The sequence below is a fragment of the Streptomyces sp. NRRL WC-3549 genome, assembly GCF_000721935.1.
Lineage (GTDB): Bacteria > Actinomycetota > Actinomycetes > Streptomycetales > Streptomycetaceae > Streptomyces.
Window position 1 is genome coordinate 55665 of the sequence record NZ_KL585386.1, and the last position, 4124, is coordinate 59788.

Annotated in this window: 2 protein-coding genes and 1 pseudogene; 2 read left to right on the forward strand and 1 reads right to left on the reverse strand. The window is 72.6% G+C overall.

What is annotated here, in order from left to right:
• Positions 1–165: 165 nt before the first annotated feature.
• Positions 166–804: pseudogene (locus tag IH13_RS36700) on the forward strand (FGGY-family carbohydrate kinase); the annotation flags it as partial.
• 99 nt (positions 805–903) lie between these two features.
• On the opposite strand, the gene IH13_RS0104585 reads toward IH13_RS36700, so the two are convergent.
• A complete protein-coding gene (locus IH13_RS0104585; protein ID WP_031081204.1) occupies positions 904–1968 on the reverse strand; it encodes an enoyl-CoA hydratase/isomerase family protein in 1065 nt (354 codons plus the stop codon).
• A 171-nt stretch (positions 1969–2139) separates the two neighbouring features.
• Here IH13_RS0104585 and IH13_RS0104590 point away from each other — a divergent pair.
• Positions 2140–4124: SpoIIE family protein phosphatase (locus IH13_RS0104590; RefSeq protein WP_031081205.1), on the forward strand; the 1985-nt coding region annotated here is incomplete at its 3' end.

Genomic DNA, 4124 nt, shown 5'->3' on the forward strand with positions numbered 1-4124 from the left:
GGCGTGTACCGGCACGCGGCCCGCCGTGCCTTGATGCCTTGGTGCGGCCCGGCGGGTGGGTCGGCGCGCATCCGTAGCCGTGTCCCATGGTCCATCCGTCTGATGGATTGATTTCCGATCGTCGGCGAATTCGACCAGCGGCTTGACTGGCATGGCCACGGTGCTGACCGAACGGTGCTGACCGAGGAGTCCAGGGCCGCGAACTTCACGAACGAACGCGGTGTGGACGGCATGGGGATGTGGCTCCTGGAGGAGTGCCGTCGCACCTGGGCCCGGAAGGGCCGCTCCCTGGACCTCGACACACTGCTCAGGGACCCGGCGGCCGCGCGGCCGTTCGCAGCGCTGATCGAATCCGACGATCCGGTGTTCCTGGCGCCGGGGGACATGCCGTCGCGGATCGACGTGGTACTGGCCCGCACCGGGCAGCCACGGGCGGACGGCCGGGCGGTATGTGCGGTGCGTGCTGGGGCGCTTGGCGCCGGCCCATCTCCGGACGTTGCGCGGGGCCGCGGCGCTGGCCGGCCGTGAACTGACCCGTGCCCATCTGGTCGGCGACGGCTCCCGCAACGAGCTGTTGTGCCGGTGGACCGCGGAGGCGACGGGGCTGCCGGTCACGGTCGGGCCCGTCGAGCCACCGCACTCGGCAACGTGCTGGCGCAGGCCCGGTCGCACGGGCTGGTGGGCGGCCTCGGCGACCTGCGCCGACTGGTGACGCGCTCGCATGAACTGCGTCACTACCCTCCTCGGAGCGATCTGAGGACGTGGGACCGGGCGGTGGTCGGCCTGGATGCCTCGCGGAGGTGAGCGAATCCCCCGGCCGGTACCGGCAGGCCGCAGAAGGGGGTGCTACCGCCGGCCCGGTCCTGGCCGCCCGGTTCTGGCCGCCCGGTCCTGGTCGCCCGGTCAGAAAGCGGTGGCGTACAGGCCGAGTTCCCGTTCCCCGAGCGGCTCGAAGTGGCGGGCCACGTCGGCCTCGGTGACGTCGCCCAGCTGGACCGGGTTCCACTTGGGATCCCGGTCCTTGTCGATGATCCGGGCGCGCACCCCTTCCACCAGGTCGTGGCCCTCGAAGGCCCGGCACGAGACGCGGAACTCCTGGTCGAGTACGGCCTCCAGGCCGTCGAGCCGCCGGGCCCGGCGCACGGCTTCGAGGGTGACCTTGAGGGAGGTGGGCGACAGGGCCAGGAGTGAGCGTGCTGTCTCCCGGGCTGCCGGCGCCTCGGCACACGTGAGCCGGTCGATGATCTCCTCGACCGTGTCGGCGGCGTAGCAGTCGTCGATCCACGCACGGTGCGGAGCGAGCTCCGGTGCCGGCGCCGGGGCCGCGTACCGCCGCGCCGTCTCCGTCACTTCCGCGGGTGCGGTGCACCGGGAGAGCGCCGCGACGAGGTCGGGCAGACGGCCGGAGGGCACGAAGTGGTCGGCGAGCCCGCACGCGAGGGCGTCGGCCGCGTTCACCGACCGGCCGGTGAGGGCGAGGTGGGTGCCGAGTTCGCCCGGCGCGGCGGCGAGGAGGTGGGTGCCACCGACGTCCGGAACGAAGCCGATGCCGGTCTCCGGCATGGCGACGCGGGAGCGTTCGGTGACGACGCGGACGTCCCCATGGGCCGAGACGCCGACGCCGCCACCCATCACGATGCCGTCCATGAGGGCCACGTACGGCTTGGGGAACCGGGCGATCCGGGCGTTCAACCGGTACTCGTCCCGCCAGAAGTCCACGGATGCGCGGCGGCCCGCCCGGGCGTCCTCGTAGATCGACCGGATGTCGCCTCCTGCGCAGAGGCCTCGTTCCCCGGCGCCGCTGATGACGACGGCGACGACCGAGGCGTCGGTGGCGGCCTGGGCGAGGGCCTCGTCGATGAGGCGGACCATGGTGTGGGTCAGGGCGTTGAGGGCCTTGGGGCGGTTGAGGGTGATGTGCAGGGTGTGGCCCTCGGTGTGCAGCAGGACGGGCTCGTCGTCGTTCATGGGATGCGCTCCGGTCAGCCGTGGGTGATCTCCGTGGGCCATTCTGCGATGTTCGCCCGGGTGCCCGGGGGCCGGGTGGGGGCAGGTGTGGCGCACCCGCGCCCGTGGTTCGACAATTGGACGGACGGGCCGCCACGCCGAGGGACCCCTGCGGACACCTCCGGAGCAGGAATGACCGACTCTTCACGGCAAGCGGAAGACACCGCGATCCCACCGCTTCTCCGGTTCGTCCGGGGCCCCCGCGGCGGCACGGGACCCACCGAGCGCCTTGCCCTGAACCGGACGGGCACCTTCGAGTGGGATCTGGACGCGCGGACCCTGGACGTCGACGAAGCCGGTCTCGCGGTCTTCGACGTGGACCCGGCGGCTTTCGACGCGCGCCCGCAGACCCTGGTGGAACGGCTGGACCCGGCCGAACGAACCCGGCTGGCCGTCACGATCGACGAGGCCGTCACCGAGGGGAGCAGCTCGTACAGCGTGCATTTCCAGGTGCCGCTGCCGGACGGTTCCCGCCAGTGGACCCACGTCCAGGCGCGGATCCTGCGGTCGGGTGACGGCCGGGCCCGCCGTGTCGTGGGTGTACTGCGTGACGCCACGGCGGAGGTCACGCATTCGGCGTCGGTGCTGGATCTGGAGAAACGGCGCCGGCATCAGGCCGACATCGTCGAACGTACGACCAGCACACTGTCGCGGGCGCTGACGGTGGACGACGTCACCGCCGCGCTCACGGGGACGGCCGGTCTCACCATGCTGGGCGCGGACGGACTGGCGCTGGGGCTGGTGGACGACACGGCGCTCGACGTCGTCGCGCTGAGCGGTGACGCCCTGGAGGTGCACGGCGGCCTGGGGTCCGGGGAACTCCACGGCCGGCTGCCACTGGGGGACACCGTGCTCAGCGGCCGCCCGATGTTCGCCACCTCGCTCCCGGACCTGGTCCGGCGGTATCCCTTGCTCGAACCTCATGTGGACCAGCTGAGATTCCGCGCCGCCGCCTATCTCCCGCTGATCGCCCAGGCGCGTCCCCTGGGCGCGCTGGCCCTGTTCTACCGCGAGCCAACGGCCTTCAGCTCCGACGAGCGGCTTCTCTGTCTCGGGCTGGCCGCCGTCGTGGCGCAGTCGCTGCAGCGGGCGAAGCTGTTCGACGAGGAACGCGAGTTCGCGACCGGACTCCAGGCGGCCATGCTCCCCCGGCGGATCCAGACCGTGGAGGGCGGGGAGGTCGCGGTCCGGTACCACTCGGCGTGGAGCGGGCGCGAGGTCGGCGGTGACTGGTACGACGTGATCGCGCTGCCCAGGGGCCGGGTCGGGGTGGTGGTGGGCGATGTCCAGGGACACGACACCCACGCGGCCACGATCATGGGACAGCTCCGCATCGCCCTGCGCGCGTACGCCGCCGAGGGACACCCTCCGGCGACGGTGCTGGCGCGCGCCTCCCGGTTCCTGGCCGAGCTGGACACCGACCGTTTCGCGACGTGCACGTACGCCCAGGCGGACCTTGCCACGGGTGCCGTCCGCGTGGCGCGCGCCGGGCACTTCGGGCCGCTGGTCCGGCACACCGACGGGCGGGTGGGGTCGCCCCAGGTCCGCGGGGGGCTCCCGTTGGGGATCTCGACCGCGTTCGTGGACGAGGAGTTCCCGGAGACCCGTCTCGAGCTGCTGCCGGGTGAGACCCTCGTCCTGTACACGGACGGCCTGGTGGAGGAGCCGGGCGCCGATGTGGACGAGGGTGTGACGGCCTTGATCCGTGAGGTGGGAGAAGGGCCCCCGGAAGCCGGGGCGCTGGCCGACCATCTGTCGGAGCGGCTGTGGAAACGCTGGGGCTCGGAGGACGACGTGGCGCTGCTGGTCCTGCGCCGTCGTCCGGACACGGGGGCGGTGCGGGCGCCGCGGCTGCACCAGTACGTCCACCAGGCCGACCCGGAGGGGCTGTCGGAGGCCCGGTCGATCGTGCGCCAGGCCCTGACCGCCTGGGACCTGGCGGAACTCGCGGACGACGCCGAGCTGGTGACCGACGAGTTGCTCGTCAATGTGCTGCTGCACACGGAGGGCGGTGCGGTCCTGACCCTGGAGGTCCTGCCGGAGCCCGTGCGCCGTATCCGGCTGTCGGTCCAGGACCGCTCCAGTGTATGGCCCCGGCGGCGCGCACCGGGCGAGAC